The sequence below is a fragment of the Planotetraspora sp. A-T 1434 genome, assembly GCF_025420585.1.
Classification (GTDB): Bacteria; Actinomycetota; Actinomycetes; order Streptosporangiales; family Streptosporangiaceae; genus JAOEGB01.
The window spans coordinates 131,636-157,275 of the sequence record NZ_JAOEGB010000008.1; the positions used below are offsets into that span (position 1 = coordinate 131,636).

Here is a 25,640-nt window from a genome sequence, read left to right on the forward strand (position 1 = left end):
ACGTGCGGTATAACCGGGGGCGAACCGGGGAGGCGTTGATGCGGGACTCCGACAGGGCACGGGCGGCGGGCCTCTTAAGTCGGAATGCGGCACGTGATCTGTTCGAACAGGTTCGTCTCCGCTATTTCCGCATTCCGCCGTTCGCGCGGCGGGCCATCTTCGCGGTGCTGCTCGTCGCCACCATGGGTGTGGCGGCGGCGCTGAGCTGGCCGCTCGCCCCGACGTTCGTCTACACCGTCGTGGTGCTGGCGTTCGTGGCGCTCGCGCTCAGCTATCCCCGCGCCGCCGCGACCGTGCTGGTGCTCGCGGCCTGGGGGCTGCTGGTGGTGCCGTTCCTGGGGTGGTTCGGCACCCAGTCCCTGGCGCCCGGCCTGCTGATGTTCCTCGGGCCGGCGGTCGCGGGCGCGGCCCATGCGATCCGGTGGGTGCCGCCGTGGCTCACCACGCTGATGGCGCTCTTCCCGGCCGGGGCGGTGGCCTTCGCGCTCGTGTGGTTGTCGCCCGCCGCCTCCCTCTGGGGCGCGTACGGCGTGGCCGCGGCGGTCCTCGTCTACCGGTTCCTGCTCGCCCGTAAGGCGCGGGCCGCGTTCGACGTGGAGCCCGTGAACGGCGACGGGCAGGTCCAGCAGCGGATCAGGATCGGCGGCCACCAGGCCTCAGGCGGAGACAAGGGAGCGCCGCCGCCCATCACGGTCGAGCAGGCACTCGGCGAGCTTGAGGCCATGATCGGCCTGGAGCCGGTCAAGGAGCAGGTCCGGGCGATCGCCGCGTCGATCGAGGCGGCGCGGCTCCGCAAGGAGGCCGGATACGCCAATGAGCCGCCGATGCGGCACTTCGTCTTCGTCGGCCCTCCGGGGACGGGCAAGACCAGCGTCGCCCGCACGGTCGCCAAGATCTTCTACGCCTTCGGGCTGCTGGACACGCCGTTCGTGGTGGAGGCCCAGCGGGCCGACCTCGTGGGGGAGTACCTCGGCGCCACGGCGATCAAGACCAACGAGCTCATCGACCGCGCGCTCGGCGGCGTGCTCTTCGTGGACGAGGCGTACGGCCTGATCAACTCCGGCGACGGCCAGCCCGACCGGTTCGGCGCGGAAGCGGTGCAGACCCTGCTCAAGCGGGCCGAGGACGACCGGGACCAGCTGATCGTCATCCTGGCCGGATACGAGAAGGAGATGAACGGCTTCCTGTCGTCCAACCCGGGCCTGTCCAGCCGGTTCGCCAGCCGGGTGCGCTTCCCCAGCTACACACCGGCCGAGCTGCTGGAGATCACCGAGGCGCTTCAGGTCAGGCGGGGCGATCGGCTCGCGCCCGAGGCCCGGCCGGTGCTGCGCGGCCTGTTCGAGGACGTCCACCGTCGCGGGCTGATCGACGAGCTCGGCAACGCCCGCTTCGCCCGCAGCCTCGCGGAGGCCGCCGCGCAGGCCCGCGACGTGCGGGTGGTCAGCGCCGGGGGAGCGCCGCGGGGCGAGGCTCTGGTCACCGTCACCACGGCCGACGTCACCAAGGCGTTCAACGAGATCACCGCCAGGTTCCGCGGCTACCAGGCGACGCCGACCCTGGAGGAGGCCCTGGCCGACCTCGACCGGATGGCCGGCCTGGAGCCCGTCAAGCGCCAGGTCCGGGCGATAACGGCGCAGCTCAAGGTGGCGCGGATGCGCCAGGAGCAGGGCCTGCCCGTTCAGTCGCAGATGAGGCATTTTGTGTTCGTCGGCCCGCCGGGCACGGGCAAGACGACCGTCGCGCGGATCCTCGGCCGGATCTTCTCGGCTCTCGGCCTGCTGGCCCGCCCCGACGTCGTCGAGGCGTCCCGCGCCGACCTGGTCGGCCAGCATCTCGGCGCCACCGCTATCAAGACCAACGAGCTGGTCGACCGGGCGCTCGGCGGCGTGCTCTTCATCGACGAGGCCTACAGCCTGGTCAACGCCGGATACTCGGGTGGCGACGCCTTCGGCGCGGAAGCCGTGCAGACCCTGCTGAAGCGGGCGGAGGACGACCGCGACCGCCTGGTGATCATCCTGGCCGGATATCAGCGCGAGATGGACGCCTTCCTGGCCACCAACCCCGGGCTGGGCTCGCGGTTCAACCAGCGGGTGTCGTTCCCGTCGTACGCGCCCGCGGAGCTCACGGAGATCGCCGAGCTGCTGGCGGCCGGGAGCGGCGACCGGTTCGACGCCTCGGCGGCCAGGGACCTCGCGGACGTCTTCGACTGGGTCTGCCGCGAAGGGCTCATCGACGGCCTGGGCAACGGCCGCTTCGCCCGCTCGCTGTACGAGAGGGCCGCCCTCCGGCGTGACGTGCGGCTCGCCGCGCAGGGGTCGGCGAACGCCGCCGAGCTGACGACGATCACCAGTGAGGACGTCCGCAGCGCGGTCGACGAGCTGTCCTGACCGGCCGGCCGTCCCCGGCCGTTTCGAACCCTCTATGCCATCCTGTGCGCGCGTCCGATGGCCTGGGACGATTACTGTCTGCTACTAATCTACTGCGACATGTAGCTGGAGGGATCGGAGAAGCACGTTGAGAGCACGATGGCCGGTTGCCCTGCTCGCGCTGATCGCCGTGGGAGCCGCGGGGGCCTGTGGCGGCGAGACCACCACGAGCGGGCACTCGCCCCGCCTGGCTCCCTCTCCCGTCAAGGCGCTCGACATCAACCCCGTCCCGCGTGAAAAGGTCAAGGACGGCGGCACGCTGCGGTGGGGGCTCAGCGACTTCCCCGCGCAGTGGAACCAGAACCACATCGACGGCGACCTGGCCAACGTCAAGACCGTCATGGCCGCGCTCATGCCGAGCCCGTTCCGGTCCGACGAGCGGGGCCGGGTCTCGCTTGACGGCGACTACGTCACGAACGCCCGGATCACGGCCACCACGCCCCGCCAGGTCATCACCTACTCGCTGAACCCGAAGGCGAAGTGGTCCGACGGCAAGCCGATCACGTGGGCCGACTTCGCCGCCCAGTGGAAGGCCATGAGCGGGCAGAACCCCGGCTACCGGGTCGACTCGACCATCGCCTACGAGAACATCCAGAACGTCGCCAGGGGGTCGAGCGACCACGAGGTGGTCGTCACGCTGGCGCAGCCGTTCAACGAGTGGCAGTCGCTTTTCTCGCCGCTCTACCCCGCCGCGACGAACGCCTCGCCCGAAGCGTTCAACGCCGACTGGCTCAACAAGATCCCGGTCACGGCCGGGCCGTTCAAGCTGTCGGGCTTCGACGCCAAGGGCAAGACCATCACGCTCGTCCGCGACGACAACTGGTGGGGCAACCGGGCCAAGCTCGACAAGATCATCTTCCGGGGCTTGAAGACCGACATGGTCCGCGCGTTCACCAAGGGCGAGGTGGACGTCTTCGACGTGGGGCCGTCCCCCGAGGACTACTCGCGCGCCAGGGGAGCCTGGGACGCCGTCGTCCGGCAGGCGGCCGGCACCGACTTCCGGCAGTTCACCTTCAACGGGGAGAGCGACAGCCTCGCCGACGTGAAGGTCCGCCAGGCCATCGCCATGGCGCTCGACCGCCGGGCCCTCATGCAGCTCGACCTGAAGGGGATGGGCTGGCCGGTCGTCACGCTCGACAACCACTTCCTGGCCAACAGCCAGCAGGGATATCAGAGCAACGCGCGCGCGCTGGGCGTCTACAACCCGCAGCAGGCCGGCAGGATGCTGGACCAGGCGGGCTGGAAGCTCTCCGGCAAGACCCGGCAGAAGAACGGCAAGCCGCTGAACCTGCGCTTCGTCATCCCGTCGGGAGTGGGCGTCAGCGACATCGAGGCCGAGGTCACGCGGCTGATGCTCCGCCGGATCGGGGTGGGGGTCACCATCCAGGCGGTGCCGTTCACCGACTTCTTCACCAAATACCTGATGGCCGGCAACTTCGACATCACGGCCTTCTCGTATCCGAGCACGCCCTACCCGGTGTCGAACGCCTTCGACGTCTACGCCAACGGCGAGACCGCCAAGGGCGACGACAAGAAGTGGTACTCCAACCTGGGGCGCAGCGGGAGCAGGCAGATCGACCAGGCCATGTACCGCGCCGGGACCCTGTTCGACCAGTGGCGGGTCTACGACCAGATCAACTCCGCCGACGACATGCTCTGGCAGGAGGTCAACGTCCTGCCGCTCTACCAGACGCCGGAGAACGTCGCCGTGAGGTCCTCGCTGGCCAACGTCGGCGCGAGCGGCTTCTACAACCTGAAATACGCCGACATCGGGTTCACGTCCTGACCTTCCGGAACCGGAGATGGTCGCCCGGCCGTAGCTGGGCGACCATCGGCACGTCACCGGACTGAACCACGCCGATCACCGGGTAGCCCCCCGTCGGCGGGTGGTCGGCGAGGAACACGATCGGCTGCCCGCCCGGCGGCACCTGGATCGCCCCCAGCGCCATCCCCTCGCTCGGCAGCTCGCCCTCCCGCGCGCGCCCCAGCACGGGGCCGCGCAGCCGCACCCCCACGCGGTTGCTCTCCGTCGCGATCTCGTACGGCCCGCCGTACAGAGCCGTGAGGGCCTGAGGGGTGAACCAGTCGTCACGCGGGCCCGGGACGACTCCGACGGTGGGGCATCGGGGGAACGCCCGCTGGGCGGCCACGTCGACGGCGATCGGCGCGGCGGGCTCCGCACCGCCCAGCGGAAGCACCATGCCCGCCCGCAGCGGCGGCGGGCCGAGCCCTGACAGGGAGTCGGTGGACCGGCTGCCCAGCACCGGATCCACGCCGATCCCGCCGCGAACGGCGAGATAGGTCCGCAGCCCCTCGTACGGCAGGCCGACCCGCAGCTCGCCGCCCTCCGGCATCCAGAAGGGCGCGCACATGCCGACGGGCCGCCCGGCGGCCTCGACCGCGCAGGGCGCCCCCGCGAGGGCGATCCACGCGCCGGCGGCGAAACGCAGAGCGACGCCGCCGAAGGTCGTCTCGATTCCGGCGGCAGACTCCGGGTTGCCGACGAGGCGGTTGGCCAGCCGCAGGCTGGGGGCGTCCGCCGCACCCGAGCGCGGCACCCCCAGATGGCCGTAGCCCGGCCGCCCCAGATCCTGCACGGTCGCGTACGGCCCCGGCGAGACGACTTCGATCATGGCGTGAACCGGACCCGGGTCCCCGGCGGGAGCAGCGCCGGTGGATCGGCGCGCACGTCCCACACCCGCAGATCCGTACGGCCCAGCAGCCGCCAGCCACCCGGAGACGCGGACGGGTAGACGGCCGAGTACGGCCCCGCGATGGCCACGGACCCCGCCGGGACCGACGTGCGGGGCACGTCCAGCCGGGGCACGTGCAGCGCCGGATCGAGCCCGGCGAGGTAGGCGAACCCCGGCGCGAACCCGAGCCAGCCCACCACGAACTCCGACGCGGCGTGCCGCGCCACGACCTCGTCCACCGCGAGCCCGCTCAGGTCCGCCACGGACCGCAGGTCCTCCCCGTCGTACACGACCGGGATCTCGACCGTCCCGCCCGCCGCCGTCGCCCCGCCCGCGTCCTTCGCCGGGCTCGCCGGGCTCATCGCTGGCGCGGAAGCCGTACGGAGCAGGGAGGAGAGCAGCGCCTCCAGGCCGGACCGGTCCGCGCCCGGCGCGACGACGAGGACCGTCTCGGGGCCGGGCACGATCTCCTCGACCCCGGCGGGCCGGTCGGACCGCAGCAGCGCGTCCAGCCGGTGAGCGACTTCCAGCGAGCCCGTCTCCACCAGCAGCGCGTGCTCCCCGGCCGGCCTGATGGCCGTGCCGGTCCCAGCCGCGCGGCCGGGGGTCGTGCGTGGCCCGGTCACGCCGAGGTCCCCGGTCACGCGAAGGGCTCCAGGGCGATGCCCGCGCCGACGAGGGCCTTCCGCACGGCCTCGGCCAGCCGTACGGCGCCGGGGGTGTCGCCGTGGACGCAGACCGATCGGGCGTCGATCCGCACCTCGGTGCCGTCGACGGCGGTGACGACCCCGTCGCGGGCCATCCGGACCGCGCGGGCGGCCACCTCGTCCGGGTCGTGCAGGACGGCGCCCGCCTCTCGTCGTGACACCAGCGCGCCCGCCGGGGTGTAGGCGCGGTCCGCGAAGCACTCGTTCACCGTCGGCACGCCGTACCGCTCGGCCACCCGGTGCACCGCCGAGCCGGGCAGCGTGAGGATCGGCAGAGCCGCCTGCCGTTCCCCACCCGACGCCGGGGCGTAGTCCGCCACGGCCGCGACCAGCGCCTCCGCCTGCACGGCGTCGCGGCAGACCCGGTTGTAGAAGGCGCCGTGCGGCTTGACGTAGGACACCCGGCCGCCCATCGCCCGCGCGATCCCGTCCACGGCCGCGAGCTGGTAGAGCACCTCCGAGCAGAGCTCCTCCGGGTCCACGTCCATCTCGCGGCGGCCGAACCCGGCCAGATCCCGATAGGACACCTGCGCCCCGATGGCCACGCCCCGGTCCACGGCGGCCGCGCATGTACGCCGGATGATCAGCGGGTCGCCCGCGTGGAAGCCACAGGCCACATTGGCGCTCGTCACAAGATCGAGCAGGGCTGTGTCGTCGCCCAGCCTCCAGATCCCGAAGCCCTCCCCGAGATCCGCATTCAAATCGACTGTGTTCATGGCCTCGCCTCCGGCTCGGCGGGCTCGGGGCGCCCTTTTTTGGCGCCCCTCGTAGTTCTTGTTGACCTCAATCCTGCCGCAGGCGGAGCGGGTGGGGGATTAGACGGGGGGTTCGTCTGGGATGTCGGCGATGTCGTCGAGGGCGGCGGCCAGCTCGTCGGGGTGGTCGCCGATCCGCTCGGCGATCTCGATGAGCACGTGCAGCACGTCGTGGCGGTCGTGGCCGAGGTCGATCAGCCGCTGGGCCGCCTCCCACATCTGCGCCGGGTCGCCCACCCACAGGCGGCCCGCGATCTCCTCATGCCAGGCCAGGTGCTCCTCGAGGTCGTGCCTGCCCAGCTCGTCGGCGTGGTCGATCTCCAGCAGGATCCGCCGGTCGGCCTCGTCCGCCGGGTTCAGCAGGTCGAGGTTGGTCGAGCCCCGCATGCCCTGCAGCAGAGGGAACGCGAAGGCCCGCCGGGCCAGCGCGGACAGGTCGCCGTCCGGCAGCAGCCGCTCCACGAGGGAGCGATCAAGGCCGAAGGTCGCCGGATCGCGGTAGGCGGCGGTGAACCGGGCCGTCGCCTCCCAGACGGCGTCCAGAGTGGCTCGGACGCCCTCCTCCGGCAGCCCGATGCGCGGCCCGGCGAACCGCACCCAGGCCGACAGCGCGTGCGGCATGGCGTCCTGCTCGGCGGGGGAGAGCAGGACCTTGCGCGGCAGCCAGTCGAGCAGGAACGTCTCGCACTTGGTCGGGCTGACCCGCATCGGCCGCCCGAAGTCCTCGTCGCAGCCGTAGTCGATGATGTGGTCGGCGCACCGGGAGGCCGCCGACGGGTCCGACAGGTTCTCCGCCGCGTCCGACGCCAGGAACTCCGCCGCGAGCATCGCACGCCGGTCCCGGCTGTACGGAGCCTCCGTGTGGGCGGGCGCGGGCCGCATGCGCCCCGGAGGGAGTGCCTTGATCCGCGACCGGGCGAAGGCGTGGTAGGCGCTGTAGCTGTCGCTGACGAGCTTGGGGGCCTTCCGGCCCTGAGCCGCCTTGGTCGCCTTCATGGCGAACTCCAGCAGCGCCCGCGCCTGCTGCGGCTCGATCTCCTCGAAGCGCAGCAGCGCGTTGCCGGCCGCTTCGAGTCTCGCCTGGTCCAGGAGCTTGTCGACCTGCGACGACACCCAGGCGTCCCGCGCCATGCCGCCCATGTTGTAGTCGACCACCACGACCAGGGCATGCGTGTCCTCGCCGTTGTAGGCGAAGGTGCACACGACGGTGTCCTGGTCGCCGTAGACGTCCCGGGAGACGTAACACCCGGCGGGCTTGACCACGCCGACGCGCTCGGCCCACCGGGGCCTGGCCACGTCGGACTCCATCAGCGCGAGCGCCGCGCCCTCGGCCTTGGCGGCCTGACGGGCGGTGCCGAGGTAGGCCACCGAGATCAGCAGCGTCAGCGCCGCGGGCGTGCCGGCCTTGGCCGCGTAGTCCACCAGTCCCTCGCCGAGGATCTGCTCGACGTCGCCTCCGCGTAGCCGCTTCCCCCACCAGGCGCCCAGCATGTCCGACACCATGAGCTCGGCGTCGAGCGGGCTCCGCACGGCGAGCAGCTCCCGGGCCGCCAGGAGCATCTCGGCGAACACGTCGTCGGGCGGCCTGGTATCCCGGGGATCTCGTCGGTGCCGACGACTCACGTGTACTCGCTCCGCTCGCTCACGGTCTCCACCCTCTCGCATTCCCGCCCCAAACGGCATCAGGAACGCGGGCCGGTGACTTCCCCGTTATGTGCGGGCCTTCGTGCGGGTCGGCGGAGTCGAGTTCACCACTCCGAGCAGGTGCTCCCGGGCCACCCGCTCGACGATCTCGGGCGTGACGTCGAGCCCCATGTGCTCGGCGCACGCCCAGACGTCCGCGACGCAGCGGTCGACGGCGTCCAGGGGAAGGGTCAGGAATTCGGCGGCCAGCCGGGCGATCACGGGTCCGCGGGGCTCCGGCTCCGCTGAAGGGCCGCCACTGAGTCGCGTTGCGAGTACGGGCATGGACTGCATTCCTCGCTGAATGGGGACCTGCCGCCCCTTATTCCACATCTTTCCGCGCGACTGTCAACCCTCATTCTCGGGCGCGTGCGAAGCTGAACCCATGCGGATCCAGCTCGCCCAGCGACCCGAGGCCGACGAACTCCTCGGACGCAGCCGCCTCGCCCTGCTCATCGGCATGCTGCTTGACCAGCAGATCCCCATGGAATGGGCGTTTTCCGGCCCGCGCGCGATCGCGGAAAGGCTCGGCCTCGGCACGGACGCGGACTTGGACGCGCGCGAGATCGCCTCTTATGATCCTGCGGAGTTCGCGGCCCTGCTGGCGGCCAAGCCGGCCGTCCACCGCTATCCGAAATCGATGGCGGAGCGGATCCAGCAGCTCGCGGCCTACCTGGTCGAGCATTACGACGGCTCGGCCGACAGGGTGTGGGAGGATGTCGGCGACGGTGCCGAGCTGCTTCGCCGGCTCATGGCGTTGCCCGGATTCGGCAAGCAGAAGGCACAGATCTTCCTGGCGCTGCTGGGCAAGCAACTCGGCGTGCGGCCGGAGGGCTGGCGTGAGGCGGCCGGGCCGTACGGCGAGGAGGGCGTGCACCGGTCGGTGGCCGACGTCGTCGACGCCGAAAGCCTCGAACGTGTCCGTGCGACGAAGCAGGAAGCGAAGCGGGCGGCCAAGAAGTAAGCCGGATCTTCCTGCGCGGGGTGCCGGTCTTTTGACAGGATGCGTTGACCGCATGGCGGGCGGGGCTTCCGTCCGCACATGCCCATCGCCGATGATGTAGGGCAGATCTGCGCTACCAATCACAGTTATGGAGATGTGCCTCGTGGGAGACCCTGGCACGCGACGGAGGTGCCGACCATGAGCGCCGAAACCTCCGTGCCCCGGCCCCGGGAGTCCGGTTTGGACATCTCAGACTCCGACCTCTTCAGAGGCCTGTTGTCGGAGGCTCCGTTCGCCTTTGCCTTTTTCGACCCATCCGGGCGCTTCATCCGAGTCAACTCCACCTTTACGGAGTTGACCGGGCACCCTGTCGAGCGGCATCTGGACCGCCGTCCGGCCGAGCTGCTCCCGGCCGACCTGACGGCGCTGATCGACTCGGCGCTCCGCAGGATCGGCGAGGAGGGCCTGCCGGTCACGGACCAGCGGATCAGGACGCGGGCCGGCAACGGCGACACCCGGCACTGGGCGGTGTCGTTATTCCCGATGCACGGCGAGGAGGGCGTCGTCATGGGCGCCGCCCTGTTCGGTGTGGACCTCACCGAGCGGCAGCTGACCGAGGAAGAGCTGAAGCGGAGCGAGGAGCGGTACCGCTCGCTCGTCGAGTCCCAGCAGCAGCTCGTCTGGATCACCTCGCCGACCGGCACGGTGGTCGAGGACGCCCCGCAGTGGCGCGCCATCACGGGCCAGGGCCTCGAGGAGTACCTCGCCCACGGCTGGCTGGACGCCGTCCACCCGGACGACCGCCCCGGCGCGGAGGAGGCCTGGCGTGAGGCGCTGCGCGGCCGGACCATGTTCGAGTGGAGCTACCGGGTGCGCACCCGGGCCAGCGGATACCGGCACTTCGAGGTGCGGGCCGTCCCGATCATCCGGCACGGCGGCGTGGTGGAGTGGGTCGGCGCCAACACCGACGTCACGCCGCAGCGCGAGGCCGAGGAGATGCGGGGCCGCCTGACCGACCAGCTCGGCGCCGCCGCGCTGCGCACGGCCCGGCTCCAGGGGGCGACCGCCCAGCTGGCCGAGGCGCTCACGGTCGAGCAGGTCGTCCAGGTCATCATCGACGTCGGCCGTACGGCTCTCGCCGCCGACCACTCCGCGGTGGCCCTGCTCGATCCCGACCGGGGCACCCTGAAGGTGATCAACAGTGGTGGCATCCCCGACGCGCCCGGCGCGCCGGGCGAGGAGCTCCAACTCTCGCAGTCCAGCGTGATGACGATGGCGGTCAACAGCCGGCGTCCGGTCTTCGCCGAGTCGCCGGAGAGCCTGCGGGCCCAGCTCGTCGACGCCGGGGCCGAAGCGGACCAGATCGCCAGCTTCGTCGCCCACACCGACGAGCGCGCCTGGGTGGGCCTGCCGCTTCTCGCGGCCGGCCGGGCCCTCGGGGCGCTGCGGTTCTCATTCACCCGGCCGCAGAAGATCTCGCAGGAGGACGGCGTCTTCCTGGAGGCCCTGGCCGGGCAGTGCGCCCTCGCGGTCGAGCGGGCCACGCTGTTCGAACGTGAGCACCGGACCGCCGAGACGCTCCAGCGGAGCCTGCTGCCCGACCGCCTGCCGGTCGTGCGGGGCCTGACGCTGGCCCAGCGGTTCCGGTCCGGCTCCCGCCATGTCCAGGTCGGCGGCGACTGGTACGACGCGTTCGTCCTGCAGGACGGGCGCGTCGCGGCCGTCGTCGGCGACGTGATGGGCAAGGGCGTGAAGGCCGCGGCCGGCATGGGCCGGATCCGCAACGCGATGCGGGCCCTCGCGCTGACCAACCCGCCTCCGGCGGCCGTCCTCACCGGTCTCGACCGGGTCTTCGAGGCCACCGAGGAGGAAGAGCAGGTCACGACCCTGGCGTACATGGTCGTCGAGCCGGGCACCGGGGAGGGTACGCTGGCGCTGGCCGGTCACCCGCCGCCGCTGCTGGTGTCGCCCCAGGGCACCGCCCTGCTGCACGAGACCGAGCCCGGCACACCGCTCGGCTGGGCCACCAGCCGGAGGCAGTTCCGGTTCTGCGTGCCGCCGGGGCACACCGCGGTGCTGTACTCGGACGGTCTCGTGGAGAACCGCAAGCGCGGGCTCGACGCGGGGCTACGGGAGCTTTCGTCCGTTGTGGCCGAGGCACCCCCGGAAGTCGTGGCCAGCCCGCATATGCTCCTTGATTTCCTGGTGGATCGGATGTTGTCCGGGTATGAACAGGATGATGACGTGACGGTCCTCGCGGTTCATGTACCAGCCGCCACGAAGAGTGACTGAATGAAACAGTCATAACGGTTGCTTTCGGGTATCGGTGACCTCCTTCCGTACGCACTAGTGTCTCGGTCGGCCTAGGGTGGAGGAGCAACCGGCGGGACGTGGCCGTTTCAGGCGTCGTGGCATGCCACAATGGCATGTCGCGATCCGCGCGGCCTCACCACCGGAAAAGAAGAAGCACCTGGGTCCATTCTCGCCATGCGTTCGTTCGAGAGGTGTTCGTGTCGCCTGCAAGTTCGACTCGCTCGAAGCCGTCGGAGCTGAACGAGCCAGTGATTCAGCAGCTCCTCGAGCGTGGGCGCTCGCAGGGTTTCCTCGAGTCCGAGGATGTCCGCAAGGCCTTCGAGGAAGCGGACATCCCGCTGTCGCACGCCGCTGGATTCCTGCGCAGCCTCAGCAAGGAGGGTGTGACCGTCGTGGTGACCGCGGCGGACTCCGCGGCGGCGCCCAAGCGGTCTCGAGGTCAAGCCAAGCGCCGCACCACCGCGCCCGTCAAGAAGACCACCAAATCCGCCGCGGCGAAGGAGTCGCAGCCGGAGACCGTCACCGCCGTGGTGACCGACTCCGCTCCGGCCGCCAAGCCCGCCGCCAAGAAGGGGCCAGCCAAGCCCGCGGCCGCCAAGGCGCCGGCCAAGGCGGCGCCTGCCAAGAAGACCGCGGCGGCTGCTAAGCCCGCCGCCAAGGACGGCCCCGAGGCCCCCTCGGCCGGTCCTGAGCTCAAGGCCGGCAAGGCCGAACCCAAGCCCAAGTCCGCCGGCCCCGCCGAGGACGACGAAGACCTCGACCTCGAGGCCGACGTCGAGATCGAGGACTTCGACCTGGAGGTCGAGGATGTCGAGATCGAAGCCGAGGTGGAGGTCGAGGGCGACGCCGAGGCCGACGCCGAGGTGGAGACCGACACCGAGGGCGACGAGCCCAAGGCGGAGGTCATCGCCCAGTCCGAGGACGAGGTGCTGATCCTCACCGACGACGATGATGACGCGCCCGTGGCCCAGGTCGCGGCCGCCGGAGCCACCGCTGACCCGGTCAAGGACTACCTCAAGCAGATCGGCAAGGTCCCCCTCCTCAACGCCGAGCAGGAGGTCGAGCTCGCCAAGCGCATCGAGGCCGGCCTGTTCGCCGAGGAGCAGCTCGGCACAGATGGGGAGCAGCTCCCGGTCGACGTCCGCGCCGAGCTGGAGTGGATCGCCGAGGACGGCCGCCGCGCCAAGAACCACCTGCTGGAGGCCAACCTCCGCCTCGTCGTCTCGCTGGCCAAGCGGTACACCGGGCGCGGCATGCTCTTCCTGGACCTGATCCAGGAGGGCAACCTGGGCCTGATCCGCGCGGTCGAGAAGTTCGACTACACCAAGGGCTACAAGTTCTCCACCTACGCCACGTGGTGGATCCGGCAGGCGATCACCCGGGCCATGGCCGACCAGGCGCGGACCATCCGCATCCCGGTTCACATGGTCGAAGTGATCAACAAGCTGGCCCGGGTCCAGCGGCAGATGCTGCAGGACCTCGGCCGCGAGCCCACGCCGGAGGAGCTGGCCCGGGAGCTCGACATGACCCCCGAAAAGGTCATCGAGGTCCAGAAGTACGGCCGCGAGCCGATCTCCCTGCACACCCCCCTCGGCGAGGAGGGCGACAGCGAGTTCGGCGACCTGATCGAGGACTCCGAGGCCATCGTGCCGGCGGACGCCGTCAGCTTCACGCTGCTGCAGGAGCAGCTGCACTCCGTTCTGGACACGCTGTCCGAGCGGGAGGCGGGCGTCGTCTCGATGCGGTTCGGCCTCACCGACGGGCAGCCGAAGACCCTCGACGAGATCGGCAAGGTCTACGGCGTGACCCGCGAGCGGATCCGCCAGATCGAGTCGAAGACCATGTCGAAGCTCCGCCACCCGTCCCGGTCGCAGGTCCTCCGCGACTACCTCGACTAGGGTCCTGTCCGCGGACGGTTAACACCGGCGTTACATCGTGGTAGCGCCGGACCACTTTGGCGCTCCTAGGCTCGCCCCTCATGGGAGTGATCGAAGTGGATCGGGCGCGTGCTCGGGGGCCACGCGTGATCCCGGACCGCCCGTGGGCGGACAGCATGCTGGACGACGCGGTGAGCGCCGTCCAGCGAGGTGATCTGGCGGCTGGCATCCCGGCGCTCGTGGCGAGCCGGGGGGATGCCGAGCTCCGGTCGCTCCGCCTGGAGGCGTTGTCGCGTGCCGTGCTCGGCTCCAGCCGGTCGATCGAGGCACTCGTCGCCCGCGACCAGGCCAACGCGGACCTGTGGCTGTGGCTGGGCCGGGCCAGGATAGAAGAGGCCTGGACTCTCAAGCCCGACGTGCGGGCGCGAGCCGTACAGGCCGATCGGCTGCGGACCTACCACGCCGCGATGGAGCTGGCCAGGCAGCCGCTGCTGTCGGCCGCGGCCCTCGCGCCCGGCGACCCCGTGCCGTGGGAATGCATGATGTGGCTGGCCCTGGGCCTGGACCGGCCGAGGGCCGACAGGGACTCGGTCTGGTTCGAGTGCTCCCGCCGCTGGCCATGGCTGTATCCGGCCGCGGTCGCCCGCATGATGACCCTTTCACCCGGCTGGGGCGGCACCGCGCAGGAGATGCTGGACTTCGCGCGGATGGCCGCCGCCCGCGCCCCCGAGGGCAGCCCGCTTCCGGCGCTCGTGCCGCTGGCCCACTTCGAGAACGTCGCCTCCGAGCGCACTCCGATCTCGCGCGGCGGCTGGTTCTCCTTCGACGTCCAGCGTGAGGTGGTGTCCGCCGCCGCCCGCTGGTCGGAGCGGCGGCTTGGGGGCGCTCACCCTCGGTCGATCGAGGCCCACAACGCGTTCGGGGCGGCCTTCTACCTCGCCGATCTCCGCCGGCCCGCCCGGGGACACCTCGCCCGGACGGCGGGGCGGTTCAGCAGGCTGCCGTGGTCCTATCTGGGGGATCCCGGGCATCAGTACCAGCGGGCGTGCGGCCGCCTGAATGTGATCAGCGAATGACGGTCACGAAGTGACGATCACGTCCAGGGTCCACGGCCGGCCGGGGCGGGGCGGGGCGCCCAGCTCCGCGCGGTGCCCGAGACCGGTCAGGACCTCGGCGAGCTCGTGCGGGTTCCTCGGCCGGTCGGCGCTCTCGGCCAGGGCCCGCGCCACGGCTCCGCGGGTGGCCTTGGCCATGTGGCTGACGACCGTGCGCCTGCCATCCTCCTCCCGCAGGACACGGACGGTCACCGACCGCTCGCCCGGCTGCCAGGCCGCCGCGTAGGTGGCCGACCGCATGTCCACGACCAGGCCCTTCACCGGTTCGAGCGCGGCCGTGATCGAGGGCCGCCAGAAGGCGGCCAGCCCGCCCATGGGTGGCAGCCGTACGCCCATGGAGAGCCTGTACGGCGGGACGCGGTCGGTGAGCCGCAGGAGGCCCCACAGCCCCGAGAAGACGACGATCCGCCTGTCGGCCCGCCTCCTGGCCTCGGGAGACAGCGTGGAGAGCCCGAGGTTGTCGTACAGCACGCCGGTGTAGAGCTCGGCGACCGGGAGCGCGAGCGCCGTATGCAACTCCCCGTTGCGGACCAGGTCGCCCGCCTGGCCGTCCGACAGGCCGAGGACGGCCCGCGCCTCGTCCGTACGGCACAGCGTGACCAGGGCGTCCAGCACCTTCTCCCGGGGCGACGCCAGCTCCGGGAAGCTCAGCCGCCTGAGCTTCGAGGTTCCACGGGCGGCCTTGCCCTCGGACGGCGGTAGCAGGATGAGCACGGTCCACCAGCGTATTAGCCGCGCTGACCGGTCGTGGCGATGCCCTCCACGAAGTACCGCTGGCCGATGAAGAAGATCACGATCAGCGGCAGCGTGGTGATCACCCCGGCGGCCAGGACGATCTCCCACTTGGGGTCGCCGCCCTGGTAGAACTGGTCGACGATCGCCTTGAGCCCCCTCGGCAGCGTGAAGAGCCGGGGATCCTGCAGATAGATGAGCGGCTTCATCAGGTCGAACCAGCTCGCCTTGAGCTCGAAGACGAACGCGATGATCAGAGCGGGCCGCGCCAGCGGCAGCGCGATCCGCCAGAAGAGGTCGAGATAGGAGGCCCCGTCCACCCTGGCCGCTTCGAAGACGTAGCGCGGGATGCTGAGGAAGAACTGGCGCAGCAGGAAGATGTAGAACGCCGACCCGAACAGGTTGCCCGCCCAGAGGGGGACCTGGGTCCCCGTCAGGCCGACGGAGTTCCAGATGAGGTAGGTCGGCACCAGCGTGACGGCCGACGGGAGCATCATGGTGCCGAGCACACTGCCGAAGAGCACGCCCCGGCCGGGGAAGCGGAAGTACGCGAAGCCGAAGGCCACGAACGCGCTCGACACCGTCACGGTCAGCGCCGCCATGAACCCGACGATCAACGTGTTGACCAGCCAGGCGAGCATGGGGGCCGCGTCCCAGACGGCGGCGTAGTTCTGCGGGGAGAACGGGTGCGGCCACGGGACGAACGGGTCGGCGAAGGTTCGCGAACGCGGCTTGAGCGAGGCCACGACCAGCCACACGAAGGGGTAGAGGAACACCGCCGAGGCCGCGGCCAGCATGACGAGGAAGAACGCCCGCCTCGTCTCGGGAGCCGAGGTCATCGCGTCCCCCGCTCCGCCGCTCCGGGCGGCTCCGACTCGTAGTAGACGAACCGGTTGCCCGCCTTCACCTGGATCACCGTGATGACCGCGATGATGGCGAACAGCAGCCACGCCAGCGCGGAGGCGTAGCCCATGTGGAGGAACTGGAAGCCCTGCTGGAACAGGTAGACGACGTAGAACAGGGCCGCGTCGCCCGACGACTGCTGGGCGCTCTGGCTCCCGAAGTACATCGTGTAGACCTGGTCGAACATCTGCAGCGACGTGATCGTGTTGACGATCACGACGAAGAACAGCGCCGAGCTGATCATCGGCACGGTCACCGACCGGAACCGCTGCCACGGCCCCGCCCCGTCGATCATCGCGGCCTCGTACAGCTCGCGCGGCACGTTGCGCAGCGCCGCGAACAGGATGATCGTGGTCGTCCCGAGGTTCCACAGCGACATCAGCACAATGCCGGGCTTCACCCACGCCGGGTCGGTGGTCCACTGCGGCCCGTCGATCCCGAACAGGCCGAGGAACTGGTTGACCAGCCCCGCCTGGCCGTTCAGCAGGAACAGGAAGAGCACGCCGACGGCGACGTACGGCGTCATCGACGGCAGGTAGAAGACCGTACGGAAGAAGCCCGCCGCCCGCCCGGTGATCCGGTTGAGCATGAGGGCCAGCAGCAGCGCGATGGCGATCGCCAGCGGCACGTGCAGCACGGTGTAGAAGGCGGTGTTGCCGATCGCCGCGGCGACCTTGGGGTCTTTCAGCATCTCGGCGTAGTTGCCGAGCCCGGCGAACCTCGGGCTGGAGATCAGGTCGTAGTCCGTCAGCGAGAGCACGAAACTGGCGACCATCGGCCCGACCTGGAAGATCACCAGACCGAGCAGCCAGGGAAGCAGGAAGACGTAGGCCCAGCGGGTCTCGGTCCTCAACCGCGGTCGGGTTCTCACGGCTCAGCCCGCTCCCCGCAGGGCCCTCTGGGCCTCACCGTGGGCCTGCAGCAGCGCGGCCTGCGGCTCCGCCCGGCCCTGCATGACCCGGGTGGCCGCGTCGAGCCATGCCGTACGGAACTCCGCGGCGGCGGGGGAGGGCGGCACGACCAAGCCCTCGGCCTGCGCGGCGAGGATCGTCTTGATCGCGTTGTCGTACGGCTCGTGCCCGCTCGGCCTGACGATCTGGGAGAAGATCACCTTGTCGGCCTTCGCGTTGCCGGTGTAGGTGCCGGTGTAGACCTTGCCCTCCTGGGCGCGCTTGGCGGCCCGCGCCTTCGCGGCGGCGATCCAGGTGTCCGCCGAGGTCATGGTCTTGATCCACTGGCAGGCCGCGTCCGGGTTCCGGGCCCCCTTGGGGATCGCCCAGGCGTTCCCGCCGACGTTGCTGATCGGGTGGCCCTGCCGGTCCTCGAACGGCAGGACGGTGATCCGGGCGTCGGGGCTGGTGTTGGCCATGGAGGTGATCAGGAACTGCTCCGTGAGCATCATCCCGATCTGGTCCTGCGTGACCGGGTTCTTCTCGCCGAAGTAGTCGAAGGTGTCGGTGAACGCCTTGAGCCTGGTCCAGCCGCCCTGCTCCTTGAGCAGGCCGTTGGCGTAGGTGAGGGCCTCGATGACCTTTGGGTCGGTGAGCTGGGAGGTCCTGCCGTCGGCCGTCATCAGGTCGGCGCCGTTGGCCTTGGCCCACAGCGGCAGGAACTCGGGAAGCTTGGGATAGAAGCCGAATCGCTCGATCTTGCCGCCGGACACCTTGTTCATCTTCTTGGCGAGGGCGGACAGGCCGTCCCAGTCGGAGGCGTCGATCTTCGCGGGGTCGGCCCCGGCCTCCTTGGCGGCCTTGTCGTTCACCAGCAGGACGATCGAGTTGTAGAACTCCGGCATGCCGTACCACTTGCCGGCCAGCCGGACCTGCTGCTGGGCGGCGGGGTAGAAGTCCCCGGTCGCGATGCCCTGCTTGGCCACACAGTCGTCGAGTGGCTGGATCGCGCCCCTGGCGGCGTAGGTCCCGAGCATCTCGCGGCTGAGGTAGACGACGTCCGGCGGGTTGCCGCTCGCGACCGACGAGAGGAAGGCCTGCTCGTCGAACTGGCCCTGATTGATGGTGAGCTTCACGTCCGGGTGGGCCTTCTGGAAGGCGGCCACGCGGGTCGTGGCGATCTCGTCGGGCAGACCGAAGCCCATCGTCGTCAGGCCGGCCGAGCCGCCCGCGGGCGTGCCACCTTTGGCCCCCACACCGCCGCACGCGGCCAGTGCCAGCGACAGGCCGCCGGCGAGGACGACGGCGCCGGCACGGCTTCCGCGACACCTGCGGCCGTGCCGGCGAAAGGCCAGGCGAAGTGACGCGAGATGAGACATCGCCGCTCCTCGGGGGGTCGAGCGATTGAGACGTCTCCCGTAACTGCCCCAGGGGCGAGCCGTAAACGTAGCAGTGCAGGTCAGCTACGCTGCGGAGAATGGATCACGGAAAATCACAGTTCGGTTCACGGCTCGGTTCGCGGTTCGACTCACTGGTCGATGAGGCGTGGCCCGCGCCGCACCGGGCCGAGGCGGGGGGCTGGGTCCACCGGCACGCGGGCGGCGTGACCAAGCGGGCCAACTCCGTGCTGGCGCTCGGCGAGCGGGCTGATCTGCCCCGGGCGGTGGACGACGCGGAGCGGTTCTACGCGGGCCTCCGCCTGCCCTGTGTGTTCTCCGTCGGTCCGGGGGCCACGCCGGGGCTCGACGAGGAACTCGAACGCCGGGGCTACCGGACCGCAGACCCCACTCTGATCATGACGGCGCCGCTCGCGGAGGCCGGAGCCGTACCGGGCGTGCGGATCGAGGCAGAGCCGTCGGAGCGGTGGTTCGGCACCTGGTGGCGGGTGGACGGCGGCCGTCACGCGGCAGGAGGTGAGACTCCGCCGCGGGAGTGGGCCCGGCGCATCCTGACCGGAGTCGCCGCGGGCTACCTCCACCTCGAGGAGGGCGCCGCCGGGCGGGCGGTGCCGCAGGGGGAGTGGCTCGGGATCTACTGCATGGCCGTCGAGCCCCACGCCAGGCGGCGGGGGCTCGGACGGTCGATCATGCGCGCGCTGCTCGGCTGGGGGCGGGAGCGTGGCGCGGCCCATGCGTACCTGGCCGTGACCGAGGCCAACGCCGGAGCCCGGGCGCTCTACGAGCGGGAAGGGTTCACGGTCGCCGGCCGCTACCACTACCGAGTAGGGCCATGAGGGTGCTGGGACGGCGTGGCGGAGAGGTGGGTCACTCCGCCACGCCGTCTATGGTCGGCGTTCGTCGTAAGCGCCGATGAATCAGCGCTCATCGGCTGGGGCGGACGCGGGGGATTCACTGAGTCGGGCCGACTCGTCCTGGATCTCAGCGCCTTTGTCGCGCAACACAGTCACGTGCTGACGCCCGTGATGGGCGCAGAACAGCAACTCCCCACCCACGGGCAGGGTCGCGCGGATGTAGGCCTGAGCACCGCACCGGTCGCACCGGTCCAGGGCTGTCAGCGGCTTGATGGGGGCGAGAGCTCCAGTCACGTATCGCCTTTCGGGTCGCCCCACTGTGTGGGGACGTTGGCGTCAGTCACTTGGCACAACATCTAACCGGATGAGGGCGTTCCCAATCATGCTCCGACTACGCCGAGAGCAGAATGATCCGGAAAGTGACGCGGATCACAGCGGAAGTGCCGAGTACACCGGTGCGCCTGGCAAGCTTGTACGCGTAAAAACATGGGTGGCGATAAGCTGCGTACGCGTGTTCGATTGATAAGTGGGAGCTCGTTGTGACGGCGGTTGGCGCGGAGACGGGTTATACGGCTCGTCATCTCTCGGTGCTCGAAGGCCTTGAGGCCGTCCGCAAGCGCCCTGGAATGTACATCGGGTCCACCGACACCCGCGGCCTCATGCACTGCCTGTGGGAGATCGTGGACAACTCCGTCGACGAGGCTCTAGCGGGGTTCTGCACGCGCATCGAGGTCGAGCTGCACCCCGACGGCTCCATCGAGGTCCGGGACAACGGCCGCGGCATCCCCGTCGACGTCGAGCCCAAGTCCGGTCTCGCCGGAGTCGAGCTCGTCTACACGAAGCTCCACGCCGGCGGAAAGTTCGGCGGCGGCTCCTACGGCGCGTCCGGCGGCCTCCACGGCGTCGGCGCCTCGGTGGTCAACGCGCTGTCCTCGCGGCTGGACGTCGAGGTGGACCGCGACGGCCGGATCCACGAGATCAGCTTCCGCAGGGGAGTGCCCGGCGTCTTCGAGGGCGACGGGCCGACGGCCAAGTTCCGCAAGAAGTCCGGCCTGCGCGAGGGCGGCAAGGTCGGCAGGCAGGTCACCGGCACCCGCGTGCGCTGGTGGGCCGACCGGCAGATCTTCCTGCCCGAGGCCGAGGTCTCCATTGACGAGATCCACGTACGGCTCCGCCAGACGGCGTTCCTGGTCCCCGGCCTCACGCTCGTGCTGCGCGACGCCAGGGGTCAGGAGAGGGGTGAGGAGCCGGCCGAGGAAACCTTCCGGTTCGACGGCGGGATCAGCGAGTTCACCGAGTTCCTCGCCCGCGACGAGGCCGCGTGCGACGTGCTCAGGCTGCAGGGCGTGGGGCACTTCCACGAGACCGTCCCCGTGCTCGACGAGCAGGGCCACATGACGCCCACCGAGGTCGAGCGCGAGCTCACCGTCGACGTCGCCGTCCGCTGGGGCAAGGGCTACGAGACGACGGTGCGCTCCTTCGTCAACGTGATCGCCACCCCCAAGGGCGGCACCCACGTGGCGGGGTTCGAGCGCGCCCTGGTCCGCACGATGAACGAGCAGCTGCGCGAGACGCGGCTGCTCAAGAACGGGGACGACCCCGTCACCAAGGAGGACATCCTCGAGGGCCTGACGGCCGTGGTGACCGTCCGCGTCCCCGAGCCGCAGTTCGAGGGCCAGACCAAGGAGGTCCTCGGCACGTCGGCGGCCACCCGGATCGTCGGTCACGTCGTCTCACGCGAGCTCAAGACGCTGTTCGCCAACCCCAAGCGGGGCCAGAAGCAGCAGCTCCGGGCCGTCCTGGAGAAGGTCGTGGCGGCCGCCAAGGCCCGCATCGCCGCCCGTGAGCACCGTGACAACCAGCGTCGCAAGTCCGCCCTGGAGAACTCGGCGCTTCCCGCCAAACTCGTCGACTGCCGCAGCGACGACGTGGACCGCAGCGAGCTGTTCATCGTCGAGGGCGACTCCGCGCTCGGCACCGCCAAGCTGGCCCGCGACTCGGAGTTCCAGGCGCTCCTGCCGATCCGGGGCAAGATCCTGAACGTGCAGAAGGCCTCCGTCGCCGACATGCTGAAGAACGCGGAGTGCGCCGCGATCATCCAGGTGGTCGGGGCCGGGTCCGGCCGGTCGTTCGACATCGAGTCCGCCCGCTACGGCAAGGTCATCCTGATGGCCGACGCCGACGTGGACGGCGCCCACATCCGCTGCCTGCTACTGACCCTGTTCCACCGGTACATGAAGCCGATGGTCGAGGCCGGGCGGGTCTTCGCCGCCGTGCCGCCGCTGCACCGGATCGAGGTCACCAATCCCGGCAAGGGGCAGGACAAGTACATCTACACCTACTCCGACGCGGAGCTGCACAAGGTCCTGCGCGACCTGGAGCGGCGGGGCAAGCGCTGGAAGGACCCCGTGCAGCGCTACAAGGGCCTTGGAGAGATGGACGCCGACCAGTTGGCCGAGACCACCATGGACCCGCGCCACCGTGTCCTGCGCCGCGTCAGGATCGAGGACGTCGAGCAGGGGGAGCGCATCTTCGACCTCCTCATGGGCAGCGACGTGGCCCCTCGGCGGGAGTTCATCGTCGGGAACGCCGCCGAGGTCGACCGGGACCACATCGACGCCTAGTGCCCCGGTCAGACAACCGTCGCCGTGATCATGCAGGGTTTCCCGGGAAGCTCGTGGACGTGGGGCCCCCTGGGGCCCCCCGGATCGTGATCATGCATGGATTCCGCCCTATGCGGTCTGATCAGGGCCGGCACTGTTTGTGATCATGGGGTGTCCGGCGGGCGCACCCACATCAAGCATGATCACGCGCAAGGGCGGCGTGCCGTACGTCAGGCCTTGACCTCGCGGAGGCGGCCGGTCCTGACGTCGTAGACGAAGCCGCGGACCGAGTCGCGGTGCGGGATGAACGGGTCGGCCTTGATCCGGTTCACGGACTGGACGACGTCCTCGTCGAGGTCCGTGAACGCCTCGGCGGCCCAGTCGGGCTTGATCCCGACCTCTTCCTCGATCTGCCGCTTGAACCCGTCGTCGGTGAAGGTCAGCATGCCGCAGTCGGTGTGGTGGATAAGGATGATCTCCCGGGTGCCCAGGAGCCGCTGGCTGATGGCGAGGCTGCGCCGCTCGTCGGCGGTGACCACCCCTCCGGCGTTGCGGATCACGTGCGCGTCGCCCTCGGACAGCCCGAGCACGCCGTAGGGGTTGAGGCGGGCGTCCATGCAGGCCAGAACCGCGACGTGCTTCGCCGGAGGCAGCGGCAGGTCGCCCTTGTCGAAGGACGCGGCGTAACGCTCGGCGTTGGCAAGGAGCTCGTCGGTGACGGACATGTATGCCTCCAGGTGTACGGGGGTCGTGACCTCACCCACCTTTGCCGGTATTTCCTACATAGTCAATAGGTAATATTACTGTGTGTGAGGTAATAATCCATATCCGTGCCCAATTGTCTCTCCGTCTTGATGCCCGCGCGTCACCCGGATTCGAGCTGCAGCGTGCTCACGCGCGAGCGGGCCTCCACCATGGCCTGCCGGTAGCGCTCGTCCCAGTTGGGGTCGTCGTCGGGGATGGCCCGGACGGTCTGCTTGGTGAGCTCGACAGGGCCACGGCTCCCCTCGGCGACCTTCCTGACGACGATCAGGGTCCAGCCGTCCTCCATGACGGTGTCGACCTCCCAGCGGGGTGGCGCCTGGACGGCCCGCCCGCCCCGCTCGCGCGATCCCTTGAGGAGGAGCACGAGCAGGTAGACGAGTGCGGCGACCACGATCAAGGTCACCGGGAGGGCGAAGAGTCGCATCGGTTCCGACCCCCTGCTTGGTGAGGAGTGCGACCTGCTTGGTGAGCGGCGAGTTGCTGGGTGAGGAGCGGGCTGCTCGGTGGGGAGGATCTACTTGGTGGAGAGGACTACTTGGTGGGGAGCGCGACGCCTCCAGTATTGCCCGGCGCGTACACCGTGATGCCCTGCGGGAGCGCCTTCAGTTTCTCGATGTCGGCACATGTCGGGCACTTGTTGTAGCCGTCCTGGCGCGCCTTGTTCGCGTCGGCCTCCGCGCGGGCCTGGGCCACCTTGGCCTGTGCCTCGGTGACCTTGGCGAAGGCCGCCTGGGCCTGGTCCACGGCGGACTGGACCTCGGCCGGCAGGGTGACCCTGGACAGGTTGAAATGGATCCCGGTGAGGAAGTCCGCGCCGAGCGTGGCCTTGAGGTCCTCGGCCAGGCTGGTGTTCACCGCGTTCTGGATCTTCGCGATGTTGGCGTTGTTGCCCTGCTGCTGCAGCCCGCCCTGCTGGTTGGAGGTGTTCTGCACCAGGGCGCAGGAGGACACGAGCTCGGCGCAGCGGAAGCTGTTGATCTGCGTGCGCAGGTCGTTGTCGATCACGGGGCGAATGATCTGGTCGAGGAAGGCCGACCAGCCCTCGTCGCCGTCCCAGGGGTAGTAGGTCCCGCCGCCCGCGCTGCGGAACTTCCGGGTGCCGAACTTGTCGTCGAACGACTTGAGCGTCCCGTGATCGAGGTTGAGCGCGAAGTAAAGCGTGCCCTCGATGCCCATGTTGACGCCGTCGCTGCTCGGCACGGTCACCACGTCGACGCCGGAGCGCTCGCCCCGGCCGGAGTCCGAGGTGATCGTGTAGAAGCGCTGCTGGGCCGGGTAGCGGTGGATCTGGGACCACCAGCCGATCCACGTGACGCTCGACCCCGGATCGATGATCTGCCGGACACGGTTGTCGTCGAGCGGGCCGCCGTCGCGGACGACGGCCACCTCGCCGCCGTTCGTCCGCTCGAATCCGTTGAAGACTCCGAGGACGGTCGGCACGGCGACGACGATGAGCGCGATCACCGCCAGGATCGCGAGCCTGCGGAAGGACCGGGATCCGCCCGCGTCTGTGTGGGTGGGGGTGCGGCTGGGCATCTGGGGCTCCTCTGGAGGGACCGCGGAGCCGCCTCGGATGGCTGCCTGGAGAGGCGCATCGGATGGGCTGCCGCGCGGCGATGGAACTCACCAGGAAACGTAGCAGCCCCCCGGCGCGGTTCCCGTTCCCGCACGACCTGGGGGGCCCGTACCAGCCGGGGGGCACGAGCTGGGGCTCGTACGAGCTGGAAGGCCCGCACGGCCCCGGGGCCGGTTCCCCGTACGGCCGGCGGGCGCCGCCGTACGGGGGGAACCGGAGGGCGTCAGAGCTCTCGGGAGCTCTCGGGAGCTCTCGGAGCTGTCAGAGCTCGATGGGCAGCAGCTTGCCGGTGTGCACGTCGTAGATCGCGCCGCCGACGGTCAGCGAGCCGGGGAGGAACGGGCTCGTCCGGATGCGGGTCAGGTCGTGCTTGAGCGCCGCGCCCTGGTCGGGCACGGTGCTGAACTCCAGGCTCCGCGTGTCCACGCCGTACTCGGCGGCGATTAGCTTGTGCACGTCGTCGTCGGTGGACTTGGCCATCCGGCAGTCGGTGTGCGGCATGACCAGGACGCGGTCGACCCCGAGCAGGTAGACGGCGAGGACCAGCGTGCGCAGCACGTCGTCGGTCACCCGGGCGCCCGCGTTGCGGAGGATCTTCGCGTCACCCGCCCGGAGCCCGAGCAGCCCGAGCGGGTCGATGCGGGAGTCCATGCAGGTCACGATGGCCAGACCGCGAGCGGCCCGGCCTGTCAGGTCGGAGTGTCTGAAATTGCTCGCATACGTGTCGTTGGCGGCGAGGAGATCGTCAAAGGCACCCGTCATGAGATAGATGTTCCCTCATGGCCGTTCGCCGATACGCAGCGGGTCAGGGTGCGAGGGGGTCAGGGGGGTCAGGCGGGTCTCAGCCGGGCTCGTTGCCGGGCTTCCACTTGATGCCGCAGCCCAGGCTGGGGCTCTGGTCCGGTACGGCATGGCCTTCCAGCACGGCGTCCGCGGCCGCCCGCAGGGAGGCGCCGGTCACCGGGACGTCGTTCCTCGGCCGCGCGCCGTCGAACTCGCCGCGGTAGGCCAGCTTGTGATCGGCGTCGAACAGGAAGAAGTCCGGCGTGCAGGCGGCGCGGTAGGCCCGGGCGACGTCCTGTGACTCGTCCACGAGGTACGGAAAGCCGAACGCGGCTCGCTCGGCCTGCTCGGCCAGATGTGGCACATCGTCGTCCGGGTAGTTGACCACGTCATTGCTGGAGATCCCGATCGTCGCGATGCGGCCCCGGTAGTCGGCGGCGAACCGGCCGAGCCCCTCCTCGATCCTCCGGACGTAGGGGCAGTGGTTCGAGAGGAAGACGACCAGGACGGGGGAGCCCTTGAGGTCGGACAGCGCGACCCGGTCACCGGTGATGGAGGGCAGATCGAACTCGGGCGCGGAGGTACCGAGGGGCACCATGAACGAATTGACGGCCATGCATTCCAT

The 25,640-nt window shown here is 70.2% G+C and carries 23 protein-coding genes; 8 read left to right on the top strand and 15 right to left on the bottom strand.

Annotation, left to right across the window (positions count from 1 at the left end):
* Positions 1-38: 38 nt before the first annotated feature.
* Both N5079_RS12875 and N5079_RS12880 read left to right on the top strand, forming a co-directional pair.
* Positions 39-2,387, top strand: a complete 2,349-nt coding sequence (locus tag N5079_RS12875; protein ID WP_261583882.1) for an AAA family ATPase — start codon at positions 39-41, stop codon at positions 2,385-2,387.
* Positions 2,388-2,514: 127 nt separating this feature from the next.
* On the top strand, positions 2,515-4,212 hold the full coding sequence (locus tag N5079_RS12880; RefSeq protein WP_261583883.1) for an ABC transporter family substrate-binding protein: 1,698 nt from the start codon (positions 2,515-2,517) through the stop codon (positions 4,210-4,212).
* Here the strand turns inward: N5079_RS12880 and N5079_RS12885 are convergent.
* The 5 genes from N5079_RS12885 to N5079_RS12905 form a co-directional block, all read right to left on the bottom strand.
* Positions 4,202-5,059 (bottom strand): biotin-dependent carboxyltransferase family protein, encoded by an 858-nt coding sequence (locus N5079_RS12885; RefSeq protein ID WP_261583884.1) that lies wholly within the window; start codon positions 5,057-5,059, stop codon positions 4,202-4,204. The two genes, N5079_RS12880 and N5079_RS12885, sit on opposite strands and share 11 nt — an antisense overlap.
* On the bottom strand, positions 5,056-5,670 hold the full coding sequence (locus tag N5079_RS12890; protein ID WP_410007783.1) for a 5-oxoprolinase subunit B family protein: 615 nt from the start codon (positions 5,668-5,670) through the stop codon (positions 5,056-5,058). Before N5079_RS12890 ends, N5079_RS12885 begins: the two co-directional genes overlap by 4 nt.
* Positions 5,671-5,759: 89 nt before the next feature.
* A complete protein-coding gene (locus N5079_RS12895) occupies positions 5,760-6,542 on the bottom strand; it encodes a LamB/YcsF family protein (RefSeq protein ID WP_261583886.1) in 783 nt (260 codons plus the stop codon).
* A 99-nt stretch (positions 6,543-6,641) separates the two neighbouring features.
* Positions 6,642-8,141 carry a hypothetical protein gene (locus tag N5079_RS12900; protein ID WP_261583984.1) on the bottom strand — a complete coding sequence of 500 codons (1,500 nt, stop codon included), beginning with the start codon at positions 8,139-8,141 and terminating at the stop codon, positions 6,642-6,644.
* A 150-nt stretch (positions 8,142-8,291) separates the two neighbouring features.
* Positions 8,292-8,549 (bottom strand): hypothetical protein, encoded by a 258-nt coding sequence (locus N5079_RS12905; protein WP_261583887.1) that lies wholly within the window; start codon positions 8,547-8,549, stop codon positions 8,292-8,294.
* Positions 8,550-8,649: 100 nt separating this feature from the next.
* Between N5079_RS12905 and N5079_RS12910 the strand changes: the two genes are divergently transcribed.
* The 4 genes from N5079_RS12910 (at position 8,650) to N5079_RS12925 (ending at position 14,473) form a co-directional block, all read left to right on the top strand.
* Positions 8,650-9,228: an HhH-GPD-type base excision DNA repair protein gene (locus tag N5079_RS12910; protein WP_261583888.1), complete on the top strand. Its 579-nt coding sequence runs from the start codon at positions 8,650-8,652 to the stop codon at positions 9,226-9,228.
* A 177-nt stretch (positions 9,229-9,405) separates the two neighbouring features.
* Positions 9,406-11,499 (top strand): SpoIIE family protein phosphatase, encoded by a 2,094-nt coding sequence (locus N5079_RS12915; protein WP_261583889.1) that lies wholly within the window; start codon positions 9,406-9,408, stop codon positions 11,497-11,499.
* Between the two features lie 218 nt (positions 11,500-11,717).
* Positions 11,718-13,418, top strand: coding sequence for an RNA polymerase sigma factor (locus tag N5079_RS12920; RefSeq protein ID WP_261583890.1), 1,701 nt, complete (start codon positions 11,718-11,720; stop codon positions 13,416-13,418).
* Positions 13,419-13,498: 80 nt separating this feature from the next.
* Positions 13,499-14,473 (top strand): hypothetical protein, encoded by a 975-nt coding sequence (locus tag N5079_RS12925; protein ID WP_261583891.1) that lies wholly within the window; start codon positions 13,499-13,501, stop codon positions 14,471-14,473.
* Positions 14,474-14,476: 3 nt separating this feature from the next.
* Here N5079_RS12925 and N5079_RS12930 read toward each other — a convergent pair whose 3' ends face one another.
* From N5079_RS12930 to N5079_RS12945, 4 genes are read right to left on the bottom strand one after another with little or no spacing between them, the layout of a single operon-like run.
* Positions 14,477-15,226: a YaaA family protein gene (locus N5079_RS12930; RefSeq protein WP_261583892.1), complete on the bottom strand. Its 750-nt coding sequence runs from the start codon at positions 15,224-15,226 to the stop codon at positions 14,477-14,479.
* 14 nt (positions 15,227-15,240) lie between these two features.
* Positions 15,241-16,083, bottom strand: coding sequence for a carbohydrate ABC transporter permease (locus tag N5079_RS12935; protein ID WP_261583893.1), 843 nt, complete (start codon positions 16,081-16,083; stop codon positions 15,241-15,243).
* Positions 16,080-17,018: a carbohydrate ABC transporter permease gene (locus N5079_RS12940; RefSeq protein ID WP_261583894.1), complete on the bottom strand. Its 939-nt coding sequence runs from the start codon at positions 17,016-17,018 to the stop codon at positions 16,080-16,082. Before N5079_RS12940 ends, N5079_RS12935 begins: the two co-directional genes overlap by 4 nt.
* Positions 17,019-17,021: 3 nt before the next feature.
* Positions 17,022-18,416: an ABC transporter substrate-binding protein gene (locus tag N5079_RS12945; protein ID WP_261583895.1), complete on the bottom strand. Its 1,395-nt coding sequence runs from the start codon at positions 18,414-18,416 to the stop codon at positions 17,022-17,024.
* A gap of 98 nt (positions 18,417-18,514) precedes the next feature.
* Between N5079_RS12945 and N5079_RS12950 the strand changes: the two genes are divergently transcribed.
* On the top strand, positions 18,515-19,270 hold the full coding sequence (locus N5079_RS12950; RefSeq protein WP_261583896.1) for a GNAT family N-acetyltransferase: 756 nt from the start codon (positions 18,515-18,517) through the stop codon (positions 19,268-19,270).
* A gap of 81 nt (positions 19,271-19,351) precedes the next feature.
* Here the strand turns inward: N5079_RS12950 and N5079_RS12955 are convergent, their stop codons facing one another.
* Positions 19,352-19,582 carry a hypothetical protein gene (locus N5079_RS12955; protein ID WP_261583897.1) on the bottom strand — a complete coding sequence of 77 codons (231 nt, stop codon included), beginning with the start codon at positions 19,580-19,582 and terminating at the stop codon, positions 19,352-19,354.
* Positions 19,583-19,827: 245 nt separating this feature from the next.
* Between N5079_RS12955 and N5079_RS12960 the strand changes: the two genes are divergently transcribed.
* Positions 19,828-21,912 carry a type IIA DNA topoisomerase subunit B gene (locus N5079_RS12960; protein ID WP_261583898.1) on the top strand — a complete coding sequence of 695 codons (2,085 nt, stop codon included), beginning with the start codon at positions 19,828-19,830 and terminating at the stop codon, positions 21,910-21,912.
* 209 nt (positions 21,913-22,121) lie between these two features.
* Here the strand turns inward: N5079_RS12960 and N5079_RS12965 are convergent, their stop codons facing one another.
* The 5 genes from N5079_RS12965 to N5079_RS12985 form a co-directional block, all read right to left on the bottom strand.
* Positions 22,122-22,616 (bottom strand): beta-class carbonic anhydrase, encoded by a 495-nt coding sequence (locus N5079_RS12965; RefSeq protein WP_261583899.1) that lies wholly within the window; start codon positions 22,614-22,616, stop codon positions 22,122-22,124.
* Between the two features lie 140 nt (positions 22,617-22,756).
* A complete protein-coding gene (locus N5079_RS12970; RefSeq protein WP_261583900.1) occupies positions 22,757-23,080 on the bottom strand; it encodes a hypothetical protein in 324 nt (107 codons plus the stop codon).
* A gap of 107 nt (positions 23,081-23,187) precedes the next feature.
* A complete protein-coding gene (locus N5079_RS12975; RefSeq protein ID WP_261583901.1) occupies positions 23,188-24,192 on the bottom strand; it encodes an SPFH domain-containing protein in 1,005 nt (334 codons plus the stop codon).
* A 301-nt stretch (positions 24,193-24,493) separates the two neighbouring features.
* A complete protein-coding gene (locus tag N5079_RS12980; protein ID WP_261583902.1) occupies positions 24,494-24,994 on the bottom strand; it encodes a beta-class carbonic anhydrase in 501 nt (166 codons plus the stop codon).
* A 79-nt stretch (positions 24,995-25,073) separates the two neighbouring features.
* Positions 25,074-25,631 carry a thioredoxin family protein gene (locus N5079_RS12985; protein WP_261583903.1) on the bottom strand — a complete coding sequence of 186 codons (558 nt, stop codon included), beginning with the start codon at positions 25,629-25,631 and terminating at the stop codon, positions 25,074-25,076.
* Positions 25,632-25,640: the final 9 nt, after the last annotated feature.